We start from the raw sequence: 25,148 nt of genomic DNA, 5'->3' as shown, positions 1-25,148 counted from the left end.
TAAAGAAGGGAATTTAAGTATGAGATATATTACATTTGCGCTCCCAAAGGGCCGCCTTGCCAAGCAGACCATGGCTCTGTTTGAAGAGATCGGCATCACCTGTGAGGAGATGAAAGATGAAAAGACGCGCAGGCTGATTTTCACCAATGAGGAGCTGAAACTTAAGTTTTTCCTGGCAAAGGCCACGGATGTACCGACCTATGTGGAGTATGGGGCGGCGGACATCGGCATTGTGGGCAAGGACACGATCCTGGAGGAAGGCAGAAAGCTGTATGAGGTTCTGGATCTGGGGCTTGGAAAGTGCAGGATGTGCGTCTGCGGACCGGCATCCTCCGCAGAGAAGCTCAAGCACCGGGAGCTGATCCGCGTGGCTACAAAATATCCGAAGATCGCAAAGGATTACTTCTATAATAAAAAACATCAGACGGTGGAAATTATTAAGCTGAACGGTTCCATCGAGCTGGCGCCCATAGTAGGACTGTCTGAAGTGATCGTGGATATCGTGGAAACAGGAACAACACTTCGTGAAAACGGCCTGGAGGTGCTGGAGGAAATCTGCAGCCTGTCCGCCAGAGTGGTGGTCAATCAGGTCAGCATGAAGATGGAAAATGAACGTATTACCAGAATGCTGTCGCAGCTTCGTGAGAAACTTCAAAGCAAGGAAGGAAACAGACTATGAGAAAAGTATATCTGGACCCGGAGTCCAAAAAGAACCTGTTGGAAAACCTTTTAAAGAGAAGCCCCAATCAGTATGAATCGTATGCGCAGAGTGTAAATGAAATTGTATCCAATGTGAAGAATAAAGGGGATGAGGCGCTGTTTGCCTACACCGCACAGTTTGATAAGGCGATGGTCAGCGAGGATAACGTGTTGGTGACGGAAGAGGAGACTGCCGAGGCGTACCGTCAGGTGCCGGAAGAACTGCTGGCAGTGATCCGCAAAGCCCTTGTAAATATCAGGGAATATCATGAGAAACAGCGTCAGTACAGCTGGTTCGACAGCCGCCCTGACGGCAGCATATTAGGGCAGAAGGTAACTGCCCTTAGGAAAGTCGGCGTCTATGTGCCGGGCGGCAAGGCGGCCTACCCTTCTTCTGTTTTGATGAATGTGGTACCCGCTAAAGTGGCGGGAGTGGAGCAGATCATCATGACAACGCCTCCCGGAAAGGACGGCAAAGTGAATCCGGGCACGCTGGTCGCGGCCAAAGAAGCCGGAGTGGATGCGGTGTATAAGGCAGGCGGCGCCCAGGCCATCGCAGCCCTTGCCTTTGGTACTAAATCCATACCTAAAGTGGACAAGATCGTGGGGCCTGGAAATATCTATGTGGCTCTGGCGAAAAAGGCGGTTTACGGGCATGTGAGCATCGATTCCATCGCAGGGCCCAGCGAGATTCTGGTTCTGGCGGATGATACGGCAAACCCCAGATATGTGGCGGCGGATCTGCTGTCCCAGGCAGAGCACGATGAACTGGCTTCGGCGATCCTGGTCACCACTTCAGAGAAGCTGGCGGATCAGGTATCGGAAGAGGTGGACCGCTTTGTCCAAAGCTTAAGCAGGAAAGAAATCCTTGAGAAATCCCTGGATAATTACGGATACATACTGATTGCAAAGGATATGGACGAAGCCATTGAGACCGCCAACGAGATCGCTTCGGAACATCTGGAGATTCAGACAAGAGAGCCCTTCCAGGTGATGACGAAGATCAGAAATGCGGGGGCGATTTTTATCGGGGAATACAGCTCTGAGCCTCTGGGAGATTATTTTGCAGGCCCCAACCATGTGCTGCCCACCAACGGCACCGCAAAGTTTTTCTCGCCTTTAAGCGTGGATGACTTTATTAAGAAATCCAGCATCATATCCTATTCAAGGGAAGCGCTGGAGCCCATACATGAAGACATCATCCGGTTTGCGGAATCTGAGAGCCTGACAGCCCATGCCAATTCAATCAAGGTACGTTTTGAATAACTGTTAGTGAGCGCTATGGCGCGGATAGGAGCGAGAAGAATGGAAAGAACTGCAATTGTAAACCGTTCTACAAAGGAAACTGTCATCTCAATTGAATTGAATCTGGACGGCAGCGGCAGGGCGGCGGTGAATACGGGAATCGGATTTTTTGACCATATGCTGGAGAGCTTTGCCAGACACGGTTTTTTCGATTTGCAGGTTACCGTTAACGGAGATCTGGATGTGGATACGCATCATACCGTTGAAGATACCGGAATCGTGCTGGGTAAGGCCATTTCCCAGGCACTGGGAGACAAGCGTTCGATCCGGCGGTACGGCTCTGTGATGCTGCCCATGGATGAGGCGCTGGTGTTATGCGCGCTGGATCTGTCCGGCCGGCCTTATCTGGTCTATGACGCCTCCTTGGCTGTGGAGCGGATCGGGGCGTTTGAGACCCAGATGGTGAAGGAATTTTTCTACGCAGTCACCGTTTCAGCAGGCATGAATCTCCACATCAAACAGATCCACGGTGACAACGCCCATCATATAGTGGAAGCCATGTTCAAGGCGTTTGCCAAGTCGCTGGATCAGGCGGTTTCTTTAGACGGACGTATCAAGGATGTGCTTTCTACGAAAGGAGCGTTGTGATATGCAGATGTATCCCGCGATTGATATAAAGGACGGCCGCTGCGTGCGGCTAAGACAGGGGGCCTTTGATCAGGTCAATATATACAGTGAGTCACCGGCTGAGGTGGCAAGGCAGTGGGAGAGTCAGGGGGCGACCTGGCTGCATCTGGTGGATCTGGACGGCGCGGCCGCAGGGCGGAGGGTGAATGCCCAGGTTATCCGTGAGATTGCCTCTGCGGTCAGCATGCCCATACAGCTGGGCGGCGGCATTCGCTCCATCCAGGATATGGAGGCCGTATTTGACTGCGGCATCCGGCGCGTGATCATCGGTACAAAGGCGGTGCAGAATCCGGGATTTGTTAAGGAAGCGATCTCCGTATTCGGCGCGGACCGCATCGTGGTAGGGGTGGATGCGAAAAACGGTTTCGTGGCCACGGACGGCTGGGAAAAGGTGAGCACCCATACCGCTGTGTATACTTGTCTCCAGATGGAACAACTGGGAGTAAAAACCATTGTATATACGGATATTTCCAGAGACGGGATGATGGGAGGTCCGAATCTGTCACAGACAGAGGAGTTGAACCGGATTACCGGCATGGATATTATTGCCTCTGGCGGCGTATCCTCCATGATGGATCTGGAAGCATTAAGCAGAGCCGGAATCCATGGGGCGATCATCGGTAAGGCTCTTTACGAAAATAAGATCAGCCTTCGCCAGGCTGTTGCGCAATTTCAAATGCCGCCAACCGCAGAGTGATGACCTGCGGTTGGTGACAGGAAAAGTGAGGGATAGATATGTCTGGAAATAAGAAACTGATACCGGTATTCCGGCTCAAAGAGGGGAAAGCCTGGCTGGAGGATGAGATCCTTTCAGAAAATCCTGCACAGCTGTGCAGATCCTACAGCGACAACGGAGCTGACATGATTATTATCATGGAAGACAGCTTAAATGACGAGGAACATGAAAAAGCCATTGCCTGTATGAAGGAGATGAACCGGGTGGTGGATATCCCGCTGATGGTGGGCGGGCATATCCACAGAACGGAAGATGTGAAGAAATACCTCTATACCGGAGCAAAATATGTATTTTTCTACGATACAGAGGAAAACATGAGAATATTGAAGGAATGCTCCAACCGATTCGGCAGGGATAAGATGGCGGTTTATACCGATGACCTCTCCGATGCGTTTTCCTATACCGGAGACGGGGCCGGTCTGCTGTTTTATTTCGGAAATGTGATGGATCACATGCAGGAAATCAAAGCATGCCCGCTTCCGCTCATTCTGCCCGCAGGATTGGATGATGCCGCTGCGGTGCTGGATCTTTTGAAGCTGCCCATGATCACCGGCGTTTCCATGTGGGTGCATGAGAATGAGACGGATCTGCTGATGGAGCTGAAACATGTGCTGAAATCCGAAGGCGTGGAAGTGAATACCTTTGAGAGCAGCATGGACTGGAGTGAGTTTAAACTGGGCTGCGATGGGCTGCTCCCGGTCATTGTACAGGACTATAAGACAGATGAGGTGTTAATGCAGGCTTATATGAATGAAGCCGCCTTTCGCAATACGCTGCATACAGGTAAAATGACTTATTACAGCCGAAGCCGCCAGACCCAGTGGGTGAAAGGGGAAACTTCCGGCCATTACCAGTTTGTCAAATCCCTCTTTCTGGACTGTGACAACGATACCCTGCTTGCCAAGGTGTCACAGGTCGGCGCGGCCTGCCATACCGGAGCGCGTTCCTGCTTTTTCAAGCAGCTTGTGAAGAAGGAATATGATGAAACGAATCCTTTAAAGGTGTTTGAAGAGGTCTTTTCCGTCATTTTGGAGCGGAAAAAATACCCTAAGGAAGGCTCCTATACAAACTATCTGTTTGACAAGGGGATCGATAAGATACTGAAAAAGGTCGGTGAAGAGGCGACTGAGATCGTCATTGCCGCTAAAAATCCGGACAATGAGGAACTGATTTATGAAATATCGGATTTTCTGTATCATGTGATGGTTCTGATGGCGGAGCGCGGCGTAAACTGGGAGGATATCACCAGGGAACTGGCCAACCGCTGATCACATAGCCCTAACTGATCCTATAAAAGAGGAGGATTTTATATGGAACACACATCAGTGTTAGAACGGTTTTTACGGTATGTAAAGATTGATACGCAGTCAGAAGAATCCGATCAGGTGCCGAGCACCGGGAAACAGTGGAATCTGGCCAGGCTGCTGGCAGAGGAACTGAATCAGATCGGCGCTTCAAATGTGCGTCTGGATCCGGAGCACGCTTATGTATATGCAGAGATTCCTGCCAGCGGGAATCTGCCGGAAACAAAGGCCAGGCTGGAGGCGGGGGCAAAAGCGCCGGTGCTGGGATTTATCGCCCATATGGATACCTCCAATGCGGTGTCCGGCGCCGATGTGAATCCGCGCATTGTGAAAGATTATGACGGCGGCGAGATTGTTTTAAACGCAGTAAACGGGGTGGTGTTAAGCCCTTCGGAATATCCGGATCTGCTGAAGTACCGTGGCAGGGACCTGGTGGTGACCGACGGCAATACGCTGCTGGGCGCAGACGATAAGGCCGGCATAGCCGAGATTATGGCTATGGCGGAGTATCTGCTGTCCAATCCTTCAGTTCCACACGGAGAGATACGGATCGGTTTTACACCGGATGAGGAAGTCGGCCGCGGTGTGGATTATTTTGATGTACCCGGTTTTGGCGCCGATTATGCTTATACGGTGGATGGAGGAGAAGTGGGCGAGATTGAGTATGAGAACTTCAACGCAGCTTCTGCCCGCCTGCATATCCACGGCACCAGCATCCATCCAGGATCCGCCAAAGGAAAGATGATAAACGCGATCCTTTTAGCTTCTGAATTTCAGAACCTGCTGCCGGTATACGAAAATCCATCTTCTACAGAAGGATACGAGGGCTTTTACCATCCGGATTCCATCGCCGGAAATGTGGATGAGGTTCAGGTGGACTATATCATCCGCGACCATGATATGGAAAAATTTGAACAAAAAAAGGATTTTTTCCGGAAAACCTGCGATTTTCTCAATGAAAAATATGGGAAAGGCACATTCACAGCGGAAATTTCGGACTCCTATTACAATATGAAGGAAAAGATCCTTCCCCATATGCATCTGATTGACAATGCAAAAAAGGCGATGGAAGAGGCAGGCGTAAAGCCTATCATCCTGCCGATCCGCGGCGGTACGGACGGAGCCAGACTTTCCTACATGGGACTGCCCTGCCCCAATCTGTGTACCGGCGGTCAGAACTGCCACGGCAGGTATGAATATGTCTGTGTGCAGTCCATGGAAACAGTAGTTGATATTTTGCTTAATCTTGTACAGCGTTACACGGCTGCAAAGTAAGGAGGCCTATGGACAGCAAAAAGAGGAAGTGGCCTATTGTGCTGGCCGTGGCCGCCATCATTTTATGCCTGTGCATTCTGTCGGCTTATCTGGTGTTCCATCATTATGCGGGCCTGATGAAGCGCCCGTCCCAAGGTACAGCTGCGGTGATACAGGAGACCATTGAACCGGAGACGGAGGAGACCGTGGCCGGTACAGATACCGATGAAGAGGATATCAGGGCCCTGGAGGAGCAGCTTAGAGCTAATCTGGAGAATGATGCGGAGGAACTGAAGTTTGATAAAAATGTACACCATATACTGCTGATCGGCACCGATACCCGGGAAAATGACAGCAGCGGACGTTCGGATTCCATCATTCTGATGTCCATAAACCGCAAGACCCGGCAGATCGTGCTGACCTCCATCATGAGGGATATCTATGTCTCCATTCCCGGAGTGGGCAATAACCGCATCAATACCGCGCATGCATATGGCGGTCCTGACCTGCTCTTAAAGACTGTAAACGAGAATTTCAAGCTGAAGGTGGATGACTATATCCGCGTGAATTTCTATGCCTTCATGGATGTGATCGATGAGATCGGGGGCGTTCTGATCGATGTGGACGCGGATGAGCAGCAGATCATGAACAACTATATCCAGGACATCAATGATACGATGGGAATATTGGATAATGAAGAACTGCTAAGCCCCGCAGATGTGGGACTGCTGCGTTTAAACGGCAAACAGGCCCTGGCGTATTCCAGAGTGAGGTATGTGAAGGGAAGCGATTTCCGCCGTACGGAGCGTCAGCGGGAGGTTTTGATGCAGGTGTTTGAAGAGATGAAGAAGCTGAACCTTCTTGAGATGCACAATGTGCTGGAGACACTGCTCCCGGAGATAGCCACGAACCTGGATGAAGGGGAACTGCTGAACCTGCTGCTTGGCGCGCCGGATTATCTGGGCTATGAGCTGATCTCCTTCAGGATCCCGGTGAACGGCGGATATGAGAATATAACGATTGACAGCAAATCTATGCTGGGAATTGATATTGAGAAAAACAGAAATGCGCTGATTGAGACAATATATGGTGATAAATAGTTGACAAATTAAAACGGAAAAGGTGTGACCTTATGCGGCCTGATGAACGCATAGGGTCACACCTTTTTTTCTTTTTTAGCGGTAAACTCTTCCGGGGAATCCGTACCTTCCGGTTCTGTTCCGCCTTTACGGATGATCTGATAGTCGTTGATAAGACGGGCCTGCCGGATCAGGAGCTTTAACTGATCGTCCGACATAACTCTCGCTTCCTTAAGCAGAAGACGTATGTAATAGTCGTAATCCGCTGTACAAAAACTGTGTGAAGGGTGATGATCCAGCAGATAGTCCGCCGATACCTCAAAGAGGTCGGCTATTTTGGTCAGCATATTCAGATCCGGCTCACGATTGCCCCGAACATAGCCATTAAGAGTGTTGGGCGATATGTTCAGTCGTTGTGCGGCTTCCTTTTGTGTCAGCTGATGTTCGTCTAACAGCTCCTGCAGCTTATCAACTAGTCCCATAGCAGGCCTCTCCTTTACGTAAGGTAAAAATAACTATTAATAGTATATATTTCCTATAAGGGGTACATTGTAAATAAATCGCAAAACGAGTTGACACAACTCAAAATGCGTTTTATAATAACCTCTAGCGATGTAAAAATATTCCGTAACCGGTGTATCCCTGCGTATAATTCGGCAGAAATGCTCATAACAATGCATTTCGGAACGGTATAAGCATCCAAAAAATAAATGCATATAGGCGGGGATGGGTAATTTTAAGCCGATCCCCTATATTTTTATATTAGAGCAGACTCTTTTTTAGGAGGCTTTATGGAAGGGCTAACCGATATACATTGTCACATGCTTCCTCATGTTGACGACGGAGCGCGGAGTGAAGAAGAGGCAATGGCCATGCTGAAAGCGGCATACGCGGATGGCATACGCACGATCATTCTTACGCCCCATTTCCGGCCCGAACGCTGGAAGTGGACAGCCGGTGATTTTCTCCATGCGTGGGAATCGCTGGCCTGGAAAGCGGTAAAAAAATGGCCGGATCTGAAGCTGTTTGTTGGAAACGAACTTTATTACCGCCAGGAGATACAGCAGATGCTGTCTGACGGTCAATGCCTTACAATGGCGAAGACCAGATACGCATTGACGGAGTTTTCTCCGTCGCAGCATTTTCCTTATATGCGCGATGCTGTCTGTGAACTGACCGCTCAAGGGTATCTGCCCATACTCGCCCATGTGGAACGCTATGAATGCCTGGAAGGCAGGATGGACCGGATTGAAGAGCTGTCGGACCGGGGGGCTTACCTTCAGGCAAATGCGGACAGCATTTTGAAAACAGCCGGCGTGTTCGGCAATAAATTTTTGAAGAAATTGTTAAAAAAGGAATATATTGACTTTATCGGGAGCGATTCTCACGATCTGAAATCACGGCCGCCCAGCTTAAGCAGATGTGCCGATTATATACAAAAAAAGTTCAATAGGGAATATGCTGAACGAATTTTATTTCAAAATCCGAAGCGCCTGTTGGAGGATAAAGAGCTGTGACTTATTAAGTCAAAAGCAATAAACACTGTCTGCGCGCAGCCACGGAAGCGGTGGAAAGGAAGGAATCGTCATGCGTTGCGGAAATGAGGAGAAGCATGGAAGAAGAATACAAAGAGATTGATCTGAAAGAACTGTTTTTTGTCCTGTTGGACAAGATCTGGATTATATTGCTGACCATGGCGCTGTTTATACTGGGGGCGGTCCTGATCACAAAGCTGTTTATGACGCCTATGTATGTGTCCACCACCAGCGTGTATGTAATGAACAGACAGAATAATGAAGGTGTGGCCACAAGCGCAGATCTGTCGGCTGCCAGCCAGCTCACCAAGGACTATGAGGCCATGGTGACCAGCCGGTACGTGCTGGAACAGGTAATTGAAAAGCTGGGCCTGAACATAGAGGTGGGCGGGTTAAAAAAGATGGTATCCGTATCCAATCCCGTAAACACCCGTCTGCTGGAAATCTCCGTTACGAACGAAGATCCCTATTTGGCAAAGAACATTGCGGATGCTATAGCGTTAATCAGCGCGGACCGCATTGTGGAGATTATGGGAATCGAAAAGGTAAATGTATGGGATGAAGGAAATATACCCAACGGTCCGTCCAGCCCAAGCTTGTCAAAAAACGCGGCCATTGCCGGCGTTTTGGGTCTGGTGCTGTCCTGTGCAGTAATTCTCATCATCTTTATCCTGGATGACCGTATTAAGAATTCGGAGGACATAGAAAAATATCTGGGCTTGAGCGTCCTGGGTATGATTCCGCTGGATGAAAGCATGCAGGCTTCGAAGAAAAAGAAAACAGTCAAAACGAGACAAAAGCCGAGAAATACGGTCAGTGACAGGAAGTAAGGAAGAGAGGATACCATGCCAACAGTTAAAATAACAAGTCCTATATCAGAATCGGATTTCCGGCTGCAGGAAGCTTACAAATCCTTAAGGAGCAACCTCCAGTTCTGCGGTCCGGATTTTAAAGTAATCGCATTTACGAGCTGTATGCCCAATGAAGGCAAGTCCAGCGTATCCCTTCAGGTGGCAATTTCCCTTGCAGAACTGGGCAAAAAGGTGCTGTTAGTGGATGCGGATCTGCGCAAGTCCGTGCTCATGAGAAAGCTTAAGGTGACGAGTAAGGGAGTCAGAGGATTGAGCCACTATCTGTCCGGCCAATACCCGCTGGATGAGGTGCTCAATGCTACGAATATTGAGAATTTAAGCATCATTTTCGCCGGCCCGGTGCCGCCTAATCCGGCAGAGCTTTTGGGAAGCACGCTGTTTCAGAACCTGGTGACCGCGTTTCGCAGTGTCTACGATTACGTGATCATTGATACGCCGCCTTTAGGCAGTGTCATAGACAGCGCAGTGGTGGCGCAGAACTGTGACGGAGCGGTTATGGTGATCGGTGCCAACACCATCAGTTACCGTTTTGCCCAGGAAATCCGAGACCAGCTGGAAAAGAGCAACTGTAAGATTCTGGGAGTTGTCTTAAACAAAGTGAACGTGAAGAGCCGCCGCTACTATGGCAAGTATTACGGAAAATATTACGGCGGATACGGGGATTATTACGGTACTGCCGAGGGCAGATAAACTGATGTGAAATACATACAAAAGATTAAACAGGTGAGAAAATGAACCAGAAAACGATAACGATCGTTCTTGCAGGTATAACAGCAGTGCTGTTTTCGTTCTGTGTTTTCCTGTTAGCGACAGATGACCGCCGCCCACCGGTTATAAAGATTGGCGGGGGCGCCGTATCCGATTACCGGGAGGGTGAAGGAACGGACAAGCTGCTTGCGGATGTGTCCGCCTTTGATGATGAAGACGGGGACGTGACGGATACTCTGGCTGTGGAAGCGGTGATCCCTCTTGCGGACGGTGCCAGTGCAAAGATCTATTTTGTGGCAATGGATAAAAGCGGCAATATAGGCAAGGAAAGTATGATTGTTTCTTATACTCCTTCGGATGAGCACAGAGTTTCTGCAGAAGGCCAGAACACAGGGGAGCCCGGAGCGGACAGCTCTGAAAGCGCAGAGGAGGTGCCGGCGTCCGAGACGAAAACGGAAGAGACAAAAGGTGATCCTTCCGGGGAGACCCTTCCGGAAAGTGAAAGTGAATCGGAGAGCGGCAGCGAGACCGTGCAGAGTACGGAAAAGCCGACTACTCCGGATGCAGAGATTCCGAAGCTGACTCTGAAGACGCATGAAATAACGCTGACAAAGGGTTCAAGACTCATTGTTCAGAACCAAATTGAAGACATCACGGATGATACAGACACGAGGGAGGAACTGTTCCGAAGGATAGGTACACGCAATGATCCGGATCTTAACACACCGGGAACATACGAGATGGAGATTTATGTTACGGACAGTGACGGCAATATTTCAAACCGTGAGAAACTGAAGGTGATTGTGACGGACAATTAGTATACCAAAGAAAACGCAGTTTTAATAACAGCACACTTAAAGGGGATTCCTGCTTACAGCAGGAACGTGCTGGGGGATAAGGAAGGACTGAATGATATGATAGGGTATCTGAAGGACAGGCAAAAAACAGTAAGGGTTATCCTGCTGATTCTATGTGATATTCTGATACTTAATATAACGCCTCTGATGGCGCTGCTGCTAAGGTTTGATCTTAAGTTTTCTACCATACCGGCAGAGTATCTTTCAATGGCCGGGGATTACGCGCTCATCAATACCGCGGCCGGCTTATTCATCTTTGCCCTGTGCAAGCTCTATTCCAGCCTGTGGCGTTATGCCAGTGTGGAAGAAGTGATTCTTCTGGTGGAGGCGGTATTGCTTGATTCGCTGATCCGCTGTGCGCTCATGCTGCTTATGGGACTGAATATGCCCAGAAGCTATTATATCCTCTGCGGACTGTTTGAACTGATACTGGTAACAGGAGAACGTTTCACCTACCGGTTTCTGCGCTATATTATAGCGCGTTTCCGGCAGCACAGCGAAAAGGGCGGGGCCATCATCCGTAATACCATGCTGGTAGGAGGCGGCGACGCCGGCAGGATGCTGGTGCGCGAACTGTTAGGAAGCCGGTACCTGAATAATCACCTGAAATGCATCATAGACGATGACCGTCAAAAGCATGGAAAATATATCAGCGGCATACAGATCGTTGGCGGAAGAGATGTAATCATGGAGATGGTGAAGAAATATCACATCAACGATATCATCATCGCTATACCGTCTGCTACTAATAAAGAACGCCGCGATATACTTAACATCTGCAAGGACACCGGATGCAAACTGCGGATACTGCCCGGCATGTACCAGATGGTCCGGGGAGATATTAAAGTCAGCCAGCTCCGTGAGGTCCGCATAGAGGACCTATTGGAAAGAGAGCCTGTAGAGGTGGACTTGGACGGCATCATGGATTATGTAAAGGGCCGCGTGGTGCTTGTGACAGGCGGGGGCGGCTCCATCGGAAGCGAGCTCTGCAGGCAGATCGCAAAGCACAGCCCCAGGCAGCTGATCATATTTGATATTTACGAAAACAATGCCTACAGCATTCAGCAGGAACTGATCAAGACTCATCCAAAGCTCAATCTCACGGTACTGATCGGCTCGGTGCGGAATGAAAACAGGTTGAAAGATATCTTTGAACTGTACCGCCCTGAGATCCTGTATCATGCAGCGGCCCATAAGCACGTGCCGTTGATGGAAGACAGCCCCAATGAAGCCATTAAAAACAATGTGTTCGGCACACTTAAGACGGCTCAGATGGCGGACCGATACGGGGTGTTGAAATTTGTGCTGATTTCCACGGATAAGGCTGTGAATCCGACCAATATCATGGGCGCGTCCAAGCGAATCTGCGAGATGATCATACAGGCTATGGACAGGCACAGCCAGACCGAATTCGTGGCGGTCCGGTTCGGCAACGTGCTGGGCAGCAACGGCAGCGTGATTCCGCTTTTTAAGGATCAGATCGCTCACGGCGGTCCGGTGACCGTCACCCATCCGGATATCGTGCGCTTTTTTATGACGATTCCGGAAGCCGTATCTCTGGTGCTGCAGGCGGGCGCTTATGCCAAGGGCGGGGAAATCTTTGTGCTGGATATGGGAGAGCCTGTCAAAATTCTGGATTTGGCTAAGAATCTGATCCGTTTATCCGGCTACGTGCCGGACGAGGACATTAAGATAGAATTTACAGGCCTTCGCCCCGGCGAGAAGCTCTATGAAGAGGTGCTGATGGAAGAAGAGGGCCTGCAGGAAACCGCTAATCACAGGATACATATCGGAAAGCCATTGATGATAGACGAGCAGTGGTTTTTAGACAAGCTGAAGCATCTGGATGAAGCCTCTTACAAGGAGTACAAAGACATCCGCCGTCTGGTAAAGGAGCTGGTGCCGGAATACCATTATAAGGATGAGGCTGATGCTGATACAAAGCTTCAGAATGTTCGAAGTGGAGAACCGAAGGATGTTCAAATTCCGGTGAGAGAGGCCATGCAGGAGGCAGCGGCCGCCAGGATGGGATAACGTGTAAAAACAGAAAAGAAGCTGATCATAGAAAGCAGTAAATAAAGAGCATAATTGGGAGGACAGATACCGCATGGGAACGCCGCAGAACAAACATGGCAAAAAGAATAAGAAAAGCATGCCCTGGATCATCCTGATGCTTGTGATGCTGATCCTTATGGTAATGTGTGTAGTTTATATTGCGAACTACTACCGGTCCAGGAATGAATCGGAAAGGCAGTATGAGAAGCTGAAAAACCAGGTTACCTCAGAGGCTTTTACAGAGGGTGAAACTCACCCTGCCGCTGAATCCGGTTATTCTAAGCCCTCTGAAACGGCTGAACCGACCGAGCCGCTGGCAGAAAATCCGATTGATTTTAAGGAGCTTAAGTCCGTCAATGACGAGGTGTATGCCTGGATCAGCATACCGGGAACAAAAGTGGACTATCCCATAGCCCAGAGCGCGTCGGACAACAGCTATTACCTGCATCATACAATCGAGGGAAATTATCTGTTTGAGGGTACGATTTATTCGGAAAACTATAATTCAACGGACTTTGAAGATCCCAATACAGTTCTCTACGGACATACCATGAGAAAGAATGATGCGATGTTCACATCCCTGCACAATTATACGGACAAGGATTTTTTTGACAGCAACAGGACGGTTTATATCTATATGCCCGGCCAGGTGCTGGAGTATAAGATTTTTGCGGCATATGCCTATGACGACAGGCATTTGATGCTAAGTTTTGACTTTGAGGATAAAACCGTATTTAAGAACTACTTAGACAGCATCTTCGCTGTCCGGGATATGACCGCCAATATTGATAAAACGGTGGAAATCACAGAGAATGACAGGATTATCACGCTGTCCACCTGTATCGACGGACAGGATACGAAGCGGTTTCTGGTACAGGCAGTGTTGGTACAAAGCACTCCAAGCGCGCGTTAGTGTGCCGGAGGTCTGGCACATCGATATCCGGCACTGATTGGTGGGATATCAGCGTGTCAGCATGTCGACACACTTGCCAGCACGCAAGAAAGGACATTCGGCACTGACTGACGGGGCATTAGTATGTCGGCATACAGGAAAGGATATGTAAGAGATGGATGATTTAATTCGGGCCGGCGTGGAAGCCAGAAAAAAAAGGCAGAAAAAGAACCGGGTTATGAAGCGGGCGGCTATTGTGGCTGCAAGCGTTCTGCTGGTCATTTTTATTGCCGTAGTGGCGGGAAGCATCGCCTTTGCCTGGATGAAAAGCGCGGGGCGCGGGACGCTTCTGAAAGGCGCTTCCAATCAGGCTCCGTCCTTAGCCCTCATTGAGACGGAAAGCGCCGGCGCGGATCAGCCGGCCCAAAAGCCCTTAGAGGAAGGATATGTCCGCTATAATGGCAAGGTATACTGTTACAATGAGGATATTATAAATATCTTGTGTCTGGGTGTGGACAATAAAGGCGAGGTGGAGCAGAAGGACGAGATCGGACTGGCCGGTCAGGCGGATACTCTGTTTCTGCTGTCCATGGATACCAGGAACAAGACGATGAAGCTGATCAGCATCAACAGGGATACCATGACCGATATCGCTGTCTACGATTTTTTTGGCAATTACGTCTCCAATGCCACTGCGCAGCTGGCGCTGGCATATTCCTATGGGGACGGTGCCGCAAAGAGCTGTGAGCTTACAGTAGAGGCTGTATCCAATCTGCTGTACCAGCTTCCGATACATGCTTACTGTTCCATAAACATGGACGCGATACCGGTGATCAACGACATGGTCGGCGGCGTGCAGGTTACGATAAACGATGATTTCAGTAAGGTCAGCAAACGGATGAAGCAGGGAGAAACGATGACCCTGAAAGGTGAGGAAGCCCTTATCTTTGTACGCAGCCGTATGGACGTGGGCAACGGAACCAATGAAGAGCGCATGGCCAGACAAAAGCAGTATATGTTAAGCTTCGTTGGCAGCGCGAAAGCAGCAATGAAGAATGACCTTACTTTTCCGATAAAGCTCTTTAACGGCGTTTCCGAGTATCTCGTAACAGATATATCGTTAAATGAGATCACCTATCTGGCAGCACAGGCTTTAGAGAGTGAATTTACTTCCGACAGCATGCTGAATATCCAGGGCACTTCCCGGATGGGTGAGCGCTATATGGAGTTCTACGTAGACGACGAAGCGCTGTACGATCTGATCATAGACGTCTTCTATGAAGAGGACAATAGCTATGAATAAGCAATCTCAAGTGGATATTAATTGCCCTAAAAGGCATTAATATAAATTTTTAAGAAAGGAGGTAGACGCCAATGAAAAAGTTATATGCAATGCTGCTTACCGCAGTTCTGTGCCTTTCCATGGGAATGAGCGCATTAGCTGCAGGCAGCCCGCAGGGCGGCGCTACCGCTTTAACAGCGGATGGTGTATCCGCAACAATCACTTCTGTAAACAAGGAGTTAGCTGATTCCGTAACTCCTGCTAAAGTTGCAGAGGTTGTAAAGCCTGCTAGCAATCAGAAAGCGGAATTACTGGGCTTAGTAGAAGTTTCCGTAGATCCGAAAGACAGAGATGCTGACGGCAGTGTAACTTTGACATTCAACGTGAATGGTGTAAAGGCCGGCGAGAATATCGTCGTTATCCATTACAACAATGACAAAGCAGAATGGGAAGTAGTTCCTACTCTGAAGGTAGAGGACGGTAAGATCACTGCTAAATTTACATCCCTTTCACCGGTTGGATTCGTCAGAGTAAGCGCATCAAGCGCTTCGGCGGCAACATCTCCAAAAACAGGCGAAGCTAATGCAATCGTATTAGTAGAGCTTTTGGTAGTGGTTTGTGCTGCTACGGCGTTGTACGCTGGAAAGCGTGCAAAAGTCTCCAGATAATTTAACTGGGGATTGATGGTATGCGTCCGCCCGGGAGGGCGGACGCATATTTATCATTAGATTATAGATCGATAATTTAAATACATGTGTTGATCTATGGAGAGTGATTTTTACCGTATGAACATGAATTGAAATCTATGTCTTTGTATGGAATTCCAGAACATGGGAACATCTTGATAGGTGCTGGACCTATAATAGGAACAATCGAGAAAAAATTGAAAGTGCTTGTATTAATGGATTAATCGAATCTTGTTATGATAATTTTTGTAAAAGAGAAGGAAGTTGTAATACAGGTATAAGAATGCTTCAGAGGTGCTCTGTGGCCTAATCCTAAATAAGTAAAAATTATGATAAGGGTGTTCGATTAGCTTGTGGATGGCGTTGTCATTGCAGGATAATTGTCGTTATATTAATATATCTAAATTGCTGAATAGGCAAGAATAAAAAAGTGCAACAGGAGAGGAATTAGAATGTTTAGTTCAGTAAAATGTAATTTTAAGAAGTTTGGAAACAAAATATAGACAAACGGGCCACACATCCCAACTTCAAAATACGGCCACGAGCCAAGTTAAGCCATATGAAATGAAACACTACTAAGAAAGAACAGATCGCAGAGGTCGAAAAAAAGAAGTTAAACATAAATGACAGAAAAAGGAGGGTCTAGGTCAAGCCCTGATTATGTATTTTCTATGGATTTGAGTTGGATTCGAGAACCGGAGAGCTTAAGATGGCTTCTTGGGTACTCTGAATTGACCCACAATGTAGAGTAGAAAAATAAAGGGAGGTAATTGACCAGGCTCAGCGTGATTGTCATCGCGGTGAGCCATTGGTCATTTTTTATCCTGTAAATACTTAAAAAGAGACATAAATATCTGTATAAAGATGCATAGATTTAAAACAAAAATAAACACTTTACAATGAACGAGAGGGACATAGATATGTTTAATTCAGAGAATCATCAATTTCAAAGATTTCATAATAAAATTTGGCTTAGCAGTCCTACAATGCATGGAGAAGAGCTGCAATATATCACAGAAGCATACCGGACTAATTGGATGTCAACTGTAGGTGCAAACATAAACGAAATTGAAAAGAAAATATGCGAAAAAGTTGGGTGCAAATATGCGGTAGCACTTTCAGCTGGAACAGCAGCACTCCATATGGCAGTCAAGTTAGCAGATATATCTCAAAATGATAAAATTTTTTGCTCAGATGTAACTTTTGGAGCAACAGTGAACCCTGTCGTATACGAGGGTGGAGTTCCTATTTTTATTGATACAGAATGTGACACATGGAACATGGATCCGGTTGCGTTGGAGAAGGCATTTGAAATTTATCCGGAAGTGAAATTGGTTGTGATAGCACATTTATACGGGACACCTGGTAAGATTGATGAGATTAAGGCTATATGCGATAAGCACGGTGCAGCAATTATTGAAGATGCGGCAGAATCTTTGGGAGCTACATATAGAGGAAGACAGACGGGGACATTCGGAGATTACAATGCAATCAGCTTTAATGGAAATAAAATCATTACTGGTTCTGCAGGGGGTATGCTCCTTACAGATAGTTTAGAGGATGCTGAGAAAGTAAAAAAATGGTCTACTCAGGCACGTGAAAATGCACCATGGTATCAACACGAAGAGGTAGGATACAACTATCGAATGAGCAATGTTGTTGCTGGTGTTGTTAGAGGTCAGATTCCTTATTTAGCAGAACATATTGCACAGAAGAAAGCAATTTATGAAAGATATAGAGAGGGATTTAAAGGACTTCCGGTAAAGATGAATCCATTTGACAAAGTAAATAGTGAACCTAATTATTGGTTGAGTTGTATGAGTGTTGATCCAGAAGCAATGTGCGAGCAGGTGCGTGGAGAACATAAGGCTTTATTCAAGGCAGAGCATGGAAAAAGCTGCCCAACAGAAATTTTGGAAACTCTTGCTAGATATAATGCAGAAGGAAGACCAATTTGGAAACCAATGCATAAGCAGCCAATCTACGCAACACATGGATTCGTAACGAGAGAAGGTAATGGACGTGGCAAAACGAATGCGTATATTGCAGGAGGTGAAAATGGGAAAGATGGCAATCCGCTTGATGTTGGTATGGATATCTTTGAAAGAGGGTTGTGTTTGCCAAGTGATAATAAAATGACGCCGGAGCAGCAGGATATAATTATAAAAATGATTAGAGAATGTTTTGAATAGGCGGGTATGAACCATGTATAGAAATTGTTTTAAAAGAGTATTAGATTTCTGCTGTAGTTTATTTGCCCTTATTGTATTGGGTCCATTTTTTTTATTATTAATAATATTAGGAGTATGTTTTATGAAAGGGAATCCTTTCTTTACACAGCCTAGACCAGGAAAAGATGAGAAGATTTTTAAACTTATTAAGTTTAGAACAATGAGTAATGTGAAAGACAGACAAGGAAAATTATTGCCTGATGAAATGCGTCTTAATAGTTATGGAAGATTTTTACGAAGTACATCTGTAGATGAACTCCCCGAACTGCTCAATATCCTAAGAGGTGATATGGCGGTCATTGGGCCAAGACCTCAACTTATTAGAGATATGGTATTTATGAGTTCAGAACAAAGAAAAAGACATAGTGTTAGACCAGGGTTATCTGGATTAGCGCAGGTGAATGGGAGGAATGTAATCACATGGGAAGATAAGTTTTCATGGGATTTAAAGTATATAGAAAAAATCACTATTGTTGGTGATGTAAGAATTATTTTTGAGACTATTGGTAAGGTTTTCAAAAGAGCGGATATAAATCGTGAAGGCACTGTTTCAGATATGGATTTTGGAGACTATTTACTTCAGAAGAATGAAGTGAGTCAGGAAGAATATGACAAGAAACAAGCTGAAGCAAATGAATTATTGAGAAGAGAGAAGAAGAAATGAACGAGCTAGTTTCGATAATCACACCATCATATAACACTGCGAAGTTTATTAGAAAGACTATTGAGTCGGTTCAGGCACAGACTTACCAAAACTGGGAAATGATTATCGTAGATGATTGTTCTTCTGATAATACCGATGATGTTGTTGCAGGTTATCTGTATGATAAAAGAATTAAATATATAAAGAATAAAAAAAATTTTGGTGCAGCGGTCAGCAGAAATCGAGCATTGAGAGAAGCGCAAGGAAAGTGGATAGCATTTCTTGATTCTGATGATCTGTGGAGTCCGGAAAAGCTGGAAAAACAGATTGACTTTATGCAGAAGAATGGATACCACTTCTCATATTCATGCTATGAGGAAATGAATGAGGATGGATACAAAACCGGTGTAAAAGTTACCGGTCCGAAGAAAATCACTAAGACGGGAATGTTTAATTATTGTTGGCCTGGATGTTTAACAGTAATGTATGATAGAAATGTAGTGGGTGATATACAAATTAAAGATATTAAAAAGAATAACGATTACGCTATATGGCTTAAAGTTTGCAAAATAGCAGATTGTTATTTGTTAGATGAATTTTTAAGTATATATCGAAGAGGAAGAACCGGAAGCATAAGTTCAAAAGGTATCGTTAAACTAGTAAAATATCATTTTCAATTGTTTTATTTTGCTGAAGAAAAGAATTTTATTAGTAGTATTTTGAATACTGTAAGGAATTTGTTTTTTGGATTTGTTAAAAGATTATTTTACATTAGGAAAGAGGGGGAGTAATGCAAAAATTAATAAGTTTATTTCAGAAACTTGTTTTTCGGATTTGGCGACGAATACGTTATAGGGCTGCAATTTATGGGAAAATGGGTAAGGCAAACGTGTTTAATCATAGTGTTGTTATTGATGAATTAAGCACAGTAGGTAATTATAATTATTTTGCAAGGAATACTCACATTAACAATACCACAATCGGTAATTACTGCTCTATCGCTTCAAATGTAACTATTGGTCCCGGTGATCATGATTACAAAAATGTTAGCACATGTGTACGTGCAATGAAAGCTGCTGGAATAGAATTGAATTTATTGCGTAAAAAGGTGGTTATTGGTAGTGATGTTTGGATTGGAGCAAATGTGGTGATTTTGCAAGGAGTAACTATTGGTAATGGTGCTGTAATAGCAGCAGGTGCAGTAGTGAATAAAGATGTTGCTGATTACACAATAGTAGGAGGCGTTCCAGCAAAAGTTATTAAACTTAGATTTTCGAGTGAACAAAAGATGGATATAGAAAAAAGTGAGTGGTATTTAAAAGATATAAAAGAGGCTGGAAAAAACATAATACAACTTAAAGAGATGGAATATAACCATGTTAAGGATTAAAACGAAAAATTTGTTTTTAAATAGTGTATTGCTTATTTATTGTTTAGTAGTAATTGCAGAATTTTATGGTGTTTTTAGTATTAGAACTTCACAAATAATCATGATAATTTTAGGTGCTGCTTCTATGGCTTATTATTGTGTATTAAGAAGAGATTTGAAAAATTTAACAACCAAATATATGGTTTTTGTTTCTATATATATATTGGGTGGATTTATGTCCTGGATTTTTAATGGTAATGCGGATTTTGTAGAACTGTTCTGGCCATTCGCATTTATGGGGATGAGCACAGTATTATTATTTGGAAGAGTATCTACGAAAACTACTAGCATAGTTTTTTATATCTATTGTATACTGACTGTTATTCTGATTTTTCAGAAAGGGGGTGCAGATTATTTAGGGGGTACCAGTAGTCGAAATTCAGTAAGTATATTTGTCGTATTTTTCTTAACGATGCATATGGTAACGTCTTTTCAAAATAAAAAAAGTATTTCGATATATTATGCTTTTGTGGCATTTATTACTTGTTTTTCTGCAATTGGTAGAAGTGGAGTCATTACATCTGTTATAGTTATTTGTATTTTTTGTATTTTTAGGTTTGAAAAGGGGCAATCATATATAAGAAATATAAAAATTTTTTTAGGAGCTGTATTAGCAACAATTGTCTTATATCAATTGATTATGTATTTCGAACCAGAGTTAATAGAAAATGCAATTAGTAATATCTTATGGAGAGGTCTCGAATCTAAAAGAACAGCTATTTGGAGTGATTATGTAAGCAAATCGTTTTCAAGCTTTGGAAATTGGTTTTTTGGATCGCACATTTCAGGAACACAGCTACTAAATTTATACAGTGAAAATCTTCATAATTCATTTTTGATGCTGCATGCAAAATATGGAATGGTTGTTTTTTTGATGGTAATTATATTGATAATAAAATCAATCGTAGCTTATGTTAAAGATAGAAATTTCTATTTCTTGTCAGCAATGTTTATATGTTTATTTAGAATGTCTTTTGACTATACTAATTTTAACGGATTATTAGATACTATATTTTTAGTATTACTATTGTATCCTTCATATTCGAAGCAGGTTATTAAGTATAGAACAGAGGGAAGTTATTATGATTGATTTTTTACGTATGGAAGAAATGTCAGAATTGTTGAATGATGATATAGATGGATTTGGATATTGGTTTTTTATACGCGATAAAGTTTATTCTAAAATATCGGAGTTAGAGCCGAAAAATTCAGGCAATCATCAAAGTGTAACATCTAAAATAGATCAAACTTTTGGAACCAATGTGATGGGATTAACCAATAGAAAAATTGTAGCATCAGACATATTTTATTTAATTAAAAATATTATATGGAGTAACCCGATTTTTTATAAAAAACACCATGACATTCTTTTTTTTACTTCCCCGAGGCGAACTTTTATTGATGGTAAATACTTTGAATATTGGACGGATGAATTGGCTGAGATTTACAAAGAAAGAGGTATTACTGCAGAGTTTTTAAATATAACAAGTCATATGAGACCATACTGGACTGAAAAAGTATTAGAATTAGATGCGGTAGATGTGTTGCCGGTTCTTACATATAAAGTTTTTGGTTTAAACAGTAGAGAAAAAGACAAATGTAAGATAAAGGCTAAAAGAGTAGTTAGAGCTATACATGATTATTTAGATTTTGATATTCAAATTAGTTGGGTTTATTCTCTAATCTGTTCAAGGTATTATTGGTATAAGAAGAAAGCTAAATATTTCACTAAAATGCTCGAAAATATACGTCCGAAGGTTATTGTTGAGATATGTGGATATAGTACTAATTCAATGATTATTAATGAAATCGCAAAGAAACATTGTATACCAACTATAGAACTGCAACATGGAATAATTGGGAGAGAGCATATAAGTTATAATTTTCTTGTTAATAGAAAATACAACTATTTACCGGATAAGCTGTTGGTTTTTTCAGATTATTGGAAAAATACATGTAATTTTCCAATTGGAGATGAAAACATAATATCGTGTGGATATCCATTTGCTGAAATGCAAAAAAAAAGATATCCAGTGGATAAAAGCAAGGATAAAAAGGTTATATCTATATTAATTCTATCGCAGCCAATATTCCATGATAAATTAGTGCCCTTTATTGAAAAAACACTACATCTATTAAAAGAAACAGATTTGTTGTTTTCTGTTATATACAAATTACACCCGACAGAGTATAGCAAATCATTAGATGAATGGTCAGTTTTAACAAGATATCAAGAAGTATCAATATGTGGTAATTCTGACATACAACTGTATGAGTTGTTTGCTACTTCTGATATTCAAATAGGGATGACATCTACATCTATTTTTGAAGGTTTATTATATGATTTAGATACTTGTATATTAGATATAGGGAATTCTAAGGAAAGAATGAAAGACTTGTGCGATGAAGGATATGCAAAGTTCATTTATTCAGCTAAGGAATTATCAGATTATTTACTTGAATATAAACGAAGTAAAAATACACGAAATAAGACTAATTTTTTTAAGCCGAATGCTACCAAGAATATTACTAATGAAATTAACCGCTATCTTATTTAATGCATTAATGTGTTTGTAATAATAAATTATATAAATAGACAGGTGTGCCGAGTATGAGCAATGACAATAAAGTATTTAAAGCTGGAGTATGGTATGTTATTGGTAATTTTCTGGCAAAAGCAACAGTATTTATAACCACTCCTTTTTTTACTCGATTATTAACTAAAGAAGAGGTAGGGAATTTTGCAAATCTTACTTCTTGGATAGAAATATTTGCGGTAGTTTTTACATTAAATTTGACTTCTTCTGTAATGATTGCAAGATTTGATTACAGCGATGAGTTAAATGATTATATTGCCTCAAATTTGGTTCTTGGATCGTTCGTAACGCTAGTAGCATATTGCATAGTAATACTAAATAAAGGTTTTTTTATTTCCTTACTTAGTCTTTCAGAATATGAAATACATATGATCTTTTTGTATTTATCTGTTTATCCTGCTTTACAGATGTATTTAATTAGCAGCAGAATAAAATATGAATATAGAAATGCAGTTTTAATTTCGTTGTTTTCTACAGCTGCATCAACAGTTTTATCATTAATATGTGTTTTCATATTTTCTAACAAACTGATAGGGCGAATTACAGGTTATTATGGAGCTTTATTTATTATTAATCTAGTGATATATATATATAGTTTTGCAAAAGCAACAAAAATAAAGTGTAGTTATTGGAAATACGCAATAGCTATTTCATTGCCTTTAGTATGGCATACTTTAGCAGGTAATATACTAGGATCTAGTGATAGAGTAATGATTACATATTTTTGTGGGGATGAATCCACAGCTTATTATAGTGTTGCATATTATTGTGGGTTAATGCTTTCTGTGTTTTGGTCAGCAGTTAATAATGCATGGTCCACTTGGGCATATGAAAAAATGGAGCAGCAGAGTTATTATCAATTAAAACGCGCTTCAAAACCATTGCTCTTATTGATGGGAGGCATTATTTTTATCATTCTTCTATTTGTACCGGAGATTATGTTTCTTATGGGTGGAACAGCATATATGGAAGCAATTTACGTGGTACCGCCAGTTGTAATTGCGTATGCATTTCAAGTGGTTTATTCATTATATGTGAATATAGAGTTTTTCTCAAAGAAACAGAAGTATATAGCATTGGGGACAACAATTGCAGCAATTGTAAATATTGTTTTAAATATTGTTTTTATCCCTATTTTTGGCTATCTAGCAGCGGCGTATACTACTCTAGCTGGGTACATTCTATTATTCTTTATTCATTTTTATTTTGTAAATAAAATGAAAAAGACTGAGTGGTATGATACAAAATTTAATTTGATTTTTTTGAGTGGTTCATTGCTGTTATTGCCGTTGTCTATTGTTTTATATAGATTTTATATAATAAGGATAGGCATAATATTAATACTTGGAATTTGTATTTTCTTCATTGCGTTTTTGCTTAGAAAAAAAATATACAGTTCACTAAAACTTCGAAGTGCAAAACCTTTATTAGATACAATCGAAACATTAAGGAGGAAATGAAAATTATGAAGATTCTTGCAGTAATTCCAGCTAGAGCAGGGTCAAAAGGGATTCCAAATAAAAATATTCGAATTATAGGCGGTCATCCCTTGATTTATTATTCTATAAGAAATGCAATTAGATCAGAAATGATTACAGATGTAATAGTAACAACTGACTCACCAGATGTTCAAATTATTGCTAAACAGATGGGAGTGAAGTGCCATTGGCGTGATGCATCCTTATGTGGCGATGCAGTAACTCTTGATGCAGTTATTTATGATGCAATTCCTAAAGGGCAGGAATGGGATTTTGTTGTTACTATGCAGCCGACTTCACCTACACTTACTGTACCAACGTTGGATACTGGTATTAAGTATGCTATTGGAGGTGATTACGATACTGTTATTTCTGCTATCAATGCACCTCATTTGTCGTGGGGAGAAAAACATGGAAAAATCGTACCAAATTATACAGAAAGATTGAATCGTCAATACTTACCACCATGCTATAGTGAAACTGGTGCTTTCTTTGTGTCGAAATATTCGGTATGTACCCCAAAAACTAGAATTGGTGAGAAGGTTAGTCTGTTTGAAATACCAGAAAAAGAATCAGTTGATGTAGATACATTTGCTGATCTTCAAGCAGCTGCATATGCCTTAAATCAACAGAAGGTTGCAATCTATGTAAATGGCAATAATAAGAGAGGCATTGGGCACATCTATCGTGCACTTGAGATGGCGGATGAATTTTATGTTAAGCCAGATATATACTATGATTCAAATCAGACAGAACCCGAAGTATTTGGAAAGACAACGCATAATCTCATTCCTGTAAACGGAATTACAGAGCTGTTTGATAGATGTTATAGTGGTTCAGTTGTCAAGACAAAAATCTAAGCTTTTTATAATGAACTGA

The 25,148-nt window shown here is 43.2% G+C and carries 23 protein-coding genes and 1 pseudogene; 23 read left to right on the top strand and 1 reads right to left on the bottom strand.

Annotation, left to right across the window (positions count from 1 at the left end):
• The first annotated feature begins 19 nt into the window (after positions 1 to 19).
• From hisG to DWZ56_RS21465, 7 genes are read left to right on the top strand one after another with little or no spacing between them, the layout of a single operon-like run.
• Positions 20 to 679, top strand: coding sequence for an ATP phosphoribosyltransferase (gene hisG, locus DWZ56_RS21495; protein ID WP_118558680.1), 660 nt, complete (start codon positions 20 to 22; stop codon positions 677 to 679).
• Entirely contained in the window at positions 676 to 1,965 is a 1,290-nt protein-coding gene (gene hisD / locus DWZ56_RS21490) for a histidinol dehydrogenase (protein WP_118558679.1), read from the top strand. Before hisG ends, hisD begins: the two co-directional genes overlap by 4 nt.
• Positions 1,966 to 2,004: 39 nt before the next feature.
• Entirely contained in the window at positions 2,005 to 2,592 is a 588-nt protein-coding gene (hisB, locus tag DWZ56_RS21485) for an imidazoleglycerol-phosphate dehydratase HisB (RefSeq protein WP_118558678.1), read from the top strand.
• Between the two features lies 1 nt (position 2,593).
• Positions 2,594 to 3,328 carry a 1-(5-phosphoribosyl)-5-[(5-phosphoribosylamino)methylideneamino]imidazole-4-carboxamide isomerase gene (hisA, locus tag DWZ56_RS21480; protein WP_118558677.1) on the top strand — a complete coding sequence of 245 codons (735 nt, stop codon included), beginning with the start codon at positions 2,594 to 2,596 and terminating at the stop codon, positions 3,326 to 3,328.
• 38 nt (positions 3,329 to 3,366) lie between these two features.
• Positions 3,367 to 4,635 (top strand): bifunctional phosphoribosyl-AMP cyclohydrolase/phosphoribosyl-ATP diphosphatase HisIE, encoded by a 1,269-nt coding sequence (gene hisIE, locus DWZ56_RS21475; protein WP_118558676.1) that lies wholly within the window; start codon positions 3,367 to 3,369, stop codon positions 4,633 to 4,635.
• 42 nt (positions 4,636 to 4,677) lie between these two features.
• Entirely contained in the window at positions 4,678 to 5,946 is a 1,269-nt protein-coding gene (pepT, locus tag DWZ56_RS21470; protein WP_118558675.1) for a peptidase T, read from the top strand.
• An 8-nt stretch (positions 5,947 to 5,954) separates the two neighbouring features.
• The gene (locus DWZ56_RS21465; RefSeq protein WP_118558674.1) at positions 5,955 to 7,025 is read left to right on the top strand and encodes an LCP family protein; all 1,071 of its coding nucleotides are present in this window, start codon (positions 5,955 to 5,957) and stop codon (positions 7,023 to 7,025) included.
• A 56-nt stretch (positions 7,026 to 7,081) separates the two neighbouring features.
• Here DWZ56_RS21465 and DWZ56_RS21460 read toward each other — a convergent pair whose 3' ends face one another.
• Positions 7,082 to 7,486, bottom strand: coding sequence for a helix-turn-helix domain-containing protein (locus tag DWZ56_RS21460; protein WP_118558673.1), 405 nt, complete (start codon positions 7,484 to 7,486; stop codon positions 7,082 to 7,084).
• A gap of 309 nt (positions 7,487 to 7,795) precedes the next feature.
• Here DWZ56_RS21460 and DWZ56_RS21455 point away from each other — a divergent pair, with 309 nt between their 5' ends.
• The 16 genes and pseudogenes from DWZ56_RS21455 (at position 7,796) to DWZ56_RS21380 (ending at position 25,129) form a co-directional block, all read left to right on the top strand.
• Entirely contained in the window at positions 7,796 to 8,521 is a 726-nt protein-coding gene (locus tag DWZ56_RS21455; protein WP_147369461.1) for a CpsB/CapC family capsule biosynthesis tyrosine phosphatase, read from the top strand.
• A 95-nt stretch (positions 8,522 to 8,616) separates the two neighbouring features.
• The gene (locus DWZ56_RS21450; RefSeq protein ID WP_158584687.1) at positions 8,617 to 9,369 is read left to right on the top strand and encodes a YveK family protein; all 753 of its coding nucleotides are present in this window, start codon (positions 8,617 to 8,619) and stop codon (positions 9,367 to 9,369) included.
• Between the two features lie 15 nt (positions 9,370 to 9,384).
• Complete coding sequence (locus DWZ56_RS21445; RefSeq protein WP_118558670.1) at positions 9,385 to 10,101, top strand: CpsD/CapB family tyrosine-protein kinase; 717 nt, start codon at positions 9,385 to 9,387, stop codon at positions 10,099 to 10,101.
• 41 nt (positions 10,102 to 10,142) lie between these two features.
• On the top strand, positions 10,143 to 10,937 hold the full coding sequence (locus DWZ56_RS21440; RefSeq protein ID WP_118558669.1) for a hypothetical protein: 795 nt from the start codon (positions 10,143 to 10,145) through the stop codon (positions 10,935 to 10,937).
• A 96-nt stretch (positions 10,938 to 11,033) separates the two neighbouring features.
• The gene (locus tag DWZ56_RS21435) at positions 11,034 to 13,010 is read left to right on the top strand and encodes a polysaccharide biosynthesis protein (protein ID WP_118558705.1); all 1,977 of its coding nucleotides are present in this window, start codon (positions 11,034 to 11,036) and stop codon (positions 13,008 to 13,010) included.
• 73 nt (positions 13,011 to 13,083) lie between these two features.
• Complete coding sequence (gene srtB, locus DWZ56_RS21430) at positions 13,084 to 13,944, top strand: class B sortase (RefSeq protein ID WP_118558668.1); 861 nt, start codon at positions 13,084 to 13,086, stop codon at positions 13,942 to 13,944.
• 154 nt (positions 13,945 to 14,098) lie between these two features.
• On the top strand, positions 14,099 to 15,226 hold the full coding sequence (locus DWZ56_RS21425; RefSeq protein ID WP_118558667.1) for an LCP family protein: 1,128 nt from the start codon (positions 14,099 to 14,101) through the stop codon (positions 15,224 to 15,226).
• 71 nt (positions 15,227 to 15,297) lie between these two features.
• Positions 15,298 to 15,873 (top strand): hypothetical protein, encoded by a 576-nt coding sequence (locus DWZ56_RS21420; protein ID WP_118558666.1) that lies wholly within the window; start codon positions 15,298 to 15,300, stop codon positions 15,871 to 15,873.
• Between the two features lie 938 nt (positions 15,874 to 16,811).
• Positions 16,812 to 18,083: a DegT/DnrJ/EryC1/StrS family aminotransferase gene (locus DWZ56_RS21415; RefSeq protein WP_118558665.1), complete on the top strand. Its 1,272-nt coding sequence runs from the start codon at positions 16,812 to 16,814 to the stop codon at positions 18,081 to 18,083.
• Between the two features lie 13 nt (positions 18,084 to 18,096).
• Positions 18,097 to 18,786 (top strand): sugar transferase, encoded by a 690-nt coding sequence (locus tag DWZ56_RS21410; RefSeq protein ID WP_118558664.1) that lies wholly within the window; start codon positions 18,097 to 18,099, stop codon positions 18,784 to 18,786.
• Positions 18,783 to 19,556 (top strand): glycosyltransferase family 2 protein, encoded by a 774-nt coding sequence (locus DWZ56_RS21405; protein ID WP_118558663.1) that lies wholly within the window; start codon positions 18,783 to 18,785, stop codon positions 19,554 to 19,556. Before DWZ56_RS21410 ends, DWZ56_RS21405 begins: the two co-directional genes overlap by 4 nt.
• A 323-nt stretch (positions 19,557 to 19,879) precedes the next feature.
• Positions 19,880 to 20,045 (top strand): annotated as a pseudogene (locus DWZ56_RS23875) (DapH/DapD/GlmU-related protein); the annotation flags it as partial.
• Positions 20,046 to 20,141: 96 nt separating this feature from the next.
• Positions 20,142 to 21,284: a hypothetical protein gene (locus DWZ56_RS21395; RefSeq protein WP_118558661.1), complete on the top strand. Its 1,143-nt coding sequence runs from the start codon at positions 20,142 to 20,144 to the stop codon at positions 21,282 to 21,284.
• Positions 21,277 to 22,752 (top strand): hypothetical protein, encoded by a 1,476-nt coding sequence (locus DWZ56_RS21390; protein WP_118558660.1) that lies wholly within the window; start codon positions 21,277 to 21,279, stop codon positions 22,750 to 22,752. Before DWZ56_RS21395 ends, DWZ56_RS21390 begins: the two co-directional genes overlap by 8 nt.
• A 53-nt stretch (positions 22,753 to 22,805) precedes the next feature.
• Entirely contained in the window at positions 22,806 to 24,251 is a 1,446-nt protein-coding gene (locus tag DWZ56_RS21385; protein ID WP_118558659.1) for a lipopolysaccharide biosynthesis protein, read from the top strand.
• A 5-nt stretch (positions 24,252 to 24,256) separates the two neighbouring features.
• Positions 24,257 to 25,129, top strand: a complete 873-nt coding sequence (locus DWZ56_RS21380; protein ID WP_199679631.1) for an acylneuraminate cytidylyltransferase family protein — start codon at positions 24,257 to 24,259, stop codon at positions 25,127 to 25,129.
• Positions 25,130 to 25,148: the final 19 nt, after the last annotated feature.

The sequence above is a fragment of the Lachnotalea sp. AF33-28 genome, from assembly GCF_003477885.1.
In the GTDB taxonomy this organism is placed as follows: Bacteria; Bacillota; Clostridia; order Lachnospirales; family Lachnospiraceae; genus AF33-28.
The sequence above is the reverse complement of the archived record's forward strand: the minus strand, read 5'-3'. Positions and strand labels throughout refer to the sequence as shown.